The organism is Paenibacillus sp. E194 (assembly GCF_000935845.1).
Classification (GTDB): Bacteria; Bacillota; Bacilli; order Paenibacillales; family Paenibacillaceae; genus Paenibacillus_B; species Paenibacillus_B alvei_B.
This window is the reverse complement of the sequence record NZ_JMDX01000318.1, coordinates 1-5,499: the sequence shown is the minus strand read 5'-3', so window position 1 is coordinate 5,499 and position 5,499 is coordinate 1. Positions and strand designations below refer to the sequence as shown.

General features: G+C 50.0%; 7 protein-coding genes. All 7 read left to right on the top strand.

Annotation, left to right across the window (positions count from 1 at the left end):
* The coding region (locus AZ66_RS26185; protein WP_156160091.1) for a DUF4129 domain-containing transglutaminase family protein at positions 1-1,322 on the top strand (1,322 nt) is incomplete at its 5' end.
* A 175-nt stretch (positions 1,323-1,497) separates the two neighbouring features.
* Positions 1,498-2,022 (top strand): YqeG family HAD IIIA-type phosphatase, encoded by a 525-nt coding sequence (locus AZ66_RS26180; RefSeq protein WP_044357566.1) that lies wholly within the window; start codon positions 1,498-1,500, stop codon positions 2,020-2,022.
* 11 nt (positions 2,023-2,033) lie between these two features.
* Entirely contained in the window at positions 2,034-3,137 is a 1,104-nt protein-coding gene (gene yqeH, locus AZ66_RS26175; RefSeq protein ID WP_044357564.1) for a ribosome biogenesis GTPase YqeH, read from the top strand.
* Positions 3,138-3,182: 45 nt separating this feature from the next.
* Positions 3,183-4,073, top strand: coding sequence for a shikimate dehydrogenase (gene aroE, locus AZ66_RS26170; RefSeq protein ID WP_044357562.1), 891 nt, complete (start codon positions 3,183-3,185; stop codon positions 4,071-4,073).
* Between the two features lie 120 nt (positions 4,074-4,193).
* Positions 4,194-4,484 (top strand): ribosome assembly RNA-binding protein YhbY, encoded by a 291-nt coding sequence (gene yhbY / locus AZ66_RS26165; RefSeq protein ID WP_044357561.1) that lies wholly within the window; start codon positions 4,194-4,196, stop codon positions 4,482-4,484.
* 21 nt (positions 4,485-4,505) lie between these two features.
* Positions 4,506-5,117, top strand: a complete 612-nt coding sequence (locus AZ66_RS26160; RefSeq protein ID WP_044357559.1) for a nicotinate-nucleotide adenylyltransferase — start codon at positions 4,506-4,508, stop codon at positions 5,115-5,117.
* Positions 5,089-5,499, top strand: a 411-nt coding sequence (gene yqeK, locus AZ66_RS26155) for a bis(5'-nucleosyl)-tetraphosphatase (symmetrical) YqeK (RefSeq protein ID WP_044357558.1), incomplete at its 3' end; no start/stop codon positions are given. The genes AZ66_RS26160 and yqeK, both read left to right, overlap by 29 nt.

Below are 5,499 nucleotides of genomic sequence, written 5' to 3'. Positions count from 1 at the left end.
ATAGAAGCCTTATGTTTGGTATCGCTCAAAAATTGACAGTAGAAGATCATCCTACAGACAGCGTACAGACTCGAACTGTGAAGCAAACCTTTTCAATGCAGAATAAAGAAGTATACCCTGTATTGTTTGGAATCGGGATGATCGAGTCAGTCGATGAAATTCCGGGAGAAGAAATGGTAAGTGCAGATGGATCGGTGCTGCGGTGGAGTGAGAAGGATGGAGTTGTGCGATATGAATCACCCAAGACAGGCAATTACCCAACCAACTACACACTGACTTCGCGAGTCCCGATTTTTACCGAGGAAGATTTGCGCAAATCATCACAGACAATATCTACAGATGCGGATCGATTCCAGAGATATTTGCAGATCCCAAACACGCTTCCGCAGCGAGTCAAGGATTTGGCGCAGGAACTAACACAAGACGAAACTAACTATTACGACAAGGTAAAAAAGGTAGAAAATTATTTGCGTACGCAGTATCGATATACGAATGCGCCGAATTTATCCTTGCGCAAAAGCGAGGATTTCGTCGATGCCTTTTTGTTCGAAATCAAGGAAGGGTATTGCGATCACTTCTCAACATCAATGGCCATTCTTCTTCGTTCTGCTGGCATACCAACACGCTGGGTGAAGGGATACGCACCAGGAACGCGTCAGAACGGGGACGTACCCACACATGAGCTGACCGAGCAATCGCAGGACAGCGGAGCTGGCACGTATCAGGTGACGAATGCAGAGGCTCATTCCTGGGTCGAAGTATACATGGGTGACTATGGCTGGGTTGCATTTGAGCCAACGCCTGGCTTCACCTATCCACGTCTGCAACAGGAAGAGAAGAAGCCGGAGCCAGAGAAGAAGGAAGAACAGAAGCCGGAAGAGAAGCAAGAGGAGAAGAAGCCAGTTACGAAGCAGGAGCGGCAAGATGCGTCACTTCCAGCTTGGCTCGTTCAGGGGGCAAAGTGGCTCGTTATCGTGATGGCGTCCGTATGTTTCCTACTATTATTGTGGAAGTGGAGAACGATCGGCTTCTCCCTACGGTTTTTCTGGCTGCTGAAGCGTAATTTAACCTACAAGGAACAGATCATCCTGCATACAGACTTGTGGCTAAGCTATTGCAGATGGAAGGGCATGCGCAAGGGAGCGCATGAGACTGTGCGTGAAGCTGCCAAGAGGTGGTCGGATCAGCGAGAGGGCAGAAGCGATCCAGCGGCAGTGATCGTCAATAAGTTCGAGCAGGCGAAGTATGGTGGGCATCCTGTAATGGAATCAGATGTGAAGCAACTGAAAGAAGCAATTCGGGCGTACAAACACATCGGATAACAGGTTGTATAGCATGTGGCGTTTTCCAATAAGTAGTTGATTTTGCGAACCCAATGCGAGGGAGATATATCCGTAAATGTGGCAAATGAAAGTCGTTCCGCATAGGAACGGCTTTTTTTTGCACGAAAAACAAAGAATATGGTATAGTTTTTCGTATGAAAACGAGGTGACCGCTTTGTTGGAAAGGCTTATTCCCCGTCTTCGGGTTCGTACGGTGTACGATATTAACCTTGCGGAGCTGATGGACAAAGGATACAAGGGAATTATTACGGATTTGGATAATACGCTTGTAGGCGCGAAGGAACCTTTGGCAACGCCCGAATTAACGGCTTGGCTTGAACAAGCCCAGCAAATGGGGTTTCAAGTGGTGATTGTGTCGAATAATGATCATCCGCGAGTATCCCGGTTTGCGACACCGCTCAATATTCCGTTTGTGAATTCAGCACGGAAGCCTTCGCAACGGGCCTTTCATCAAGCATTGAAGCTGATGGGGCTGACACCTGAGCAAGCGGTGGTAGTTGGAGATCAAATGTTGACCGATGTGCTCGGAGGCAACCGCATCGGGATGTTTACGATATTAGTTGATCCCATCGCGATTCAAGATGAGGGTTGGATGACACGCATTAATCGGCGAGTCGAACGCATCGTAACGAAACGTTTTCGTAAAAAAGGAATGTGGCACGAGGAGGAACGACATTGACAGAAGAACAAATGGCACGGAAATGCAGCGGCTGCGGAACAGCTCTGCAAACGGAGAGTCCGGAAGCATCCGGGTACGTGCCGGCAAAAGCGTTGGAACGGACGCCTGTAATTTGCCAGCGCTGCTTTCGAATAAAAAATTATAATGAAGCAATATCCGTCGCATTCGATCAGGACGAGTTTCTTCGCCTATTGGGACGAATCGGCGAGGAAGACGCGCTTGTCATACACATTGTCGATCTATTCGACTTTGACGGCAGTATTATTTCCGGCTTGCAGCGATTTGTGGGGAGTAACCCAGTACTGCTCGTCGTGAACAAAATCGATTTGCTGCCAAAGGTAACGAATTGGAACCGCATCATCAATTGGGTACAGCGCCAAGCGAAGGAACACGGCATTCGGATTGTAGACATTGCGCTCGTGAGCGCGAAGCGCAATCTTGGCTTCGACCGGTTGATCGATCAGGTTTCCGAGTGGCGCGGCAATCGCGATGTTTATGTCGTTGGTGCAACGAATGTAGGCAAGTCAACATTAATTAATCGCTTGATTCGGGACTATAGCGATTTGGATGGCGAGCTTACCACTTCTCGCTACCCGGGAACGACGCTTGATATGATCCATATCCCGCTTGACGACGGGAAGCATATCATTGATACACCGGGGATTGTGTACAAGAGCCGCTTGACGGAGCTTGCGAGCCGTGAGGACTTATCTTCCCTGCTGCCGGACAAATCATTGAAGCCACTGGTATACCAATTAAATGAAGGGCAAACGTTGTTCTTTGGCGCGTTCGCTCGATTTGATTTCGTGGAAGGCGAGCGTCAATCCTTCACTTGCTACTTGTCGAACGATCTTCCGATCCATCGGACGAAGCTGGAACGTGCGGACGAGCTCTATCGTGATCACCGCGGCGAACTGCTTGCTCCACCGACTCGCGAACGAATTGACGAGCTTCCAGCATGGACGAAGCACCAGCTTCGCATTGGGCGTGGAGGAGAGACAGACGTGTTCATTTCCGGCTTGGGCTGGATCAAGTGCAACGGTACAACTGGCGCGCTGGTTGAGATCCATGCGCCTAAGGGAGTTAAGGTGCTGGCACGCCACTCCTTAATTTAATTTTCGAAAGAGAAGAGACAGTCAATAAGCAGGGGGATGGGGTTCATGCCGGATAAGGATGCATCATATTCGAACAATCTTGTAATGAACATGAATAGCAGTTCCAAGGTGTATGCGGTAATCGGGGATCCGATTGCACATTCCAAGTCGCCGCTCATGCACAATGCAGCCTTGCAGGCGATGGAAGTGAACGGGATATATACTGCATTTCATGTAAGGCCAGAACAGCTTGAATATGCCGTAGCAGGCATTCGCGCACTTGGTCTCGGAGGGGTGAACGTCACCATTCCGCATAAGGAGCGGGTGATGGCTTATTTGGACGAGATTGATGGCAGCGCTCTGGTGATTGGTGCGGTCAATACGATTGTTCAACGTGACGGCAAGCTGCATGGTTACAACACGGATGGTCTTGGATATGTTCGTTCCTTGAAGGAAGAGATGGATGCAGATATCCCATCCTCCCGCATTGTAATTATAGGGGCTGGCGGTGCGGCTCGGGGGATTGCGCACGCTCTTCTTACAGAGGGCTGCAAGGAGCTCATCATTGCAAATCGTACATTGGAGCGAGCGCAGTCACTTGCGGACGACTTGTCGGGATTCGGCAATGTAAGAGCAGTTATGTTGGGCGATGCGCCTGCAATTGCGCCGCATGATGTTGACATCGTCATTCAGACGACTTCCGTCGGTATGCATCCCCATATAGAGGCGTCACCCGTGTCCGCGGAATGGCTGCAAGCCCACATGCTTGTAAGTGACATCATCTATAATCCACTGGAGACAGCCCTGCTGCAAGCAGCAAAGGCGAAGGGGTGCCGGATTCATAATGGGCTCGGCATGTTCGTTCATCAAGGGGCAATCGCATTTGAATTGTGGACAGGCTTGCAGGCGCCGACAGCGCTTATGCGGCAGCGCGTACTTGAGACGCTGAAATCCTAATTTCAAGATGTGGATACTCTAATACAGAAGCCATTTAGGTACGAAGGAGTCGCACGTTCCAGAGATGGAGAGTAGGCTCATTACAATCACTCATGAATAGATAAGGCAGGTTAAACTTATATGCTAACAGGTAAACAAAAACGCCATCTTCGCTCTCTTGCACATCATCTGCAGCCTATTTTCCAAGTAGGTAAGGGCGGTATGAACGATCAACTCGTACGTCACGTTGAGGATGCAATCGAGAAGCGCGAATTGATGAAAATATCGGTATTGAACAACTGCTTGGAGGATCCGCGCGAAATCGCTGAAGAGCTTGCATCACGCTCCGGATCCGAGCTTGTACAGGTTATTGGCAAAACAATCGTGCTGTACAAGGAATCGACAGATCATAAGCAGATTGAATTGCCATAACGATCACTGGAGGGCTACCGAATGAAGTTCGTAGGGATCATGGGTGGAACTTTTGACCCTATTCATCTCGGGCATCTGGTGGCAGCGGAATGCGCTAGGGAGACGGCTTCCTTGGATGAAGTATGGTTCATGCCAGCGCATGTGCCGCCGCATAAATCCCATCGACCAGCTGCTTCTGCGGAGCAGCGCTTGGAAATGGCGAGGCTGGCGGTGCAGAGCAATCCGCATTTTCGAGTGTGCGACTGGGAGATTAAACATGGCGGTGTTTCCTACACGCTAGACACTGTCCATGGACTGCGCCGGGAGTATCCCGACATCGAATGGGCGTGGATTATCGGTGGCGATATGGTCGCTTACTTGCCCCAGTGGCATCACATCGATGAGCTGATGGAGCAGATTCGATTTGTTGGATTGCATCGTCCTGGAGCAAGCTGGTGGGATGCTGCCAAGCTGCCTGCTGCATGGTCTTCTAGGCTCATAGAGAGCGAGATGCCGCAGATGGATATCTCATCGACCGATATTCGGCAGCGATTGGCCGAAGGACGATCGACCAAGTATATTGTGCCGAACGAGGTTCAACAGTATATAGCAAGGTGGGGTCTATATGAATCGGACGCGCGAACAACTGATTGAGGCTGTACAATCCCAGATGCCAGCTGTAAGATGGCAGCATACGCAAGGGGTTATGACAACAGCCGTTCAGCTGGCCAAGAAGTATGGAGCAGACCCGAATAAGGCGGATATCGCAGCCATACTGCACGATGTAGCGAAGTACTGGCAGACAGATCGAATGGAACAGATGATTCGGGAACATAACATGCCATCCGAATTGCTGGAGTATGACAAGCAATTATGGCATGCGCCTGTGGGCGCACATGTAGCGCAGCATGAATATGGAATTGAAGATGTAGAAATACTGGATGCAATCAAGTACCATACTTCCGGCAGAGAGAAGATGACTCTGCTGGATAAGGTAGTGTGTCTGGCAGATTACATCGAGCCGGGACGGGATTTC